Annotated in this window: 1 protein-coding gene; it reads left to right on the forward strand. The window is 41.8% G+C overall.

Features of this window, described 5'->3' with window-relative positions; all coding sequences use genetic code 11:
• The first annotated feature begins 8 nt into the window (after positions 1-8).
• Positions 9-527: a DUF3231 family protein gene (locus E0698_RS26290; protein WP_044648487.1), complete on the forward strand. Its 519-nt coding sequence runs from the start codon at positions 9-11 to the stop codon at positions 525-527.
• Positions 528-552 lie beyond the last annotated feature (25 nt).

Below are 552 nucleotides of genomic sequence, written 5' to 3' on the forward strand. Positions count from 1 at the left end.
TTTTTATAATGGGTATCCTAAGCGGGAATCCAAAAGACGAGCCCATGCATTACGGAGAAATTTATAGTGTGTGGCAGTTTTCAGCGTTAGCGAAAGGCAGCGTTTCATTTTACCAAGCATATTTAAACCACGCAGGAGACAAAGAACTCAAAAAAGTACTGGATGATCTTATTGATCAAGCTAAACTGGAAATCCAAGAATGCGACGCAATGCTTACTGATAATGGTATTGCCCCAGCCCCTATTATGCCTGAAAGACCCCCTGTGAAACTTGAGGATATCCCGGCTGGTGCAAGGTTTACTGATCCCGAAATTGCAGCTAAAATCGCATTAGATACCTCTGTGGGATTGACATCTTGCAGCCAAGCTATGGGTCAATCCATTAGAGAAGACATCGGGGCTTTATTTGCGAAATATCATCTAACTAAGACTGCTTTGGGAGTTCGTATTCTAAAAATGAACAAAGAAAAGGGTTGGCTAATACCTCCCCCTCTTCAATTAAAACGACCTGAACCAGTTAAAGCCTAAATTTCCTGTACGATCTTCAACACAC

This window comes from Paenibacillus sp. 23TSA30-6, from assembly GCF_014858585.1.
In the GTDB taxonomy this organism is placed as follows: domain Bacteria; phylum Bacillota; class Bacilli; order Paenibacillales; family Paenibacillaceae; genus Paenibacillus.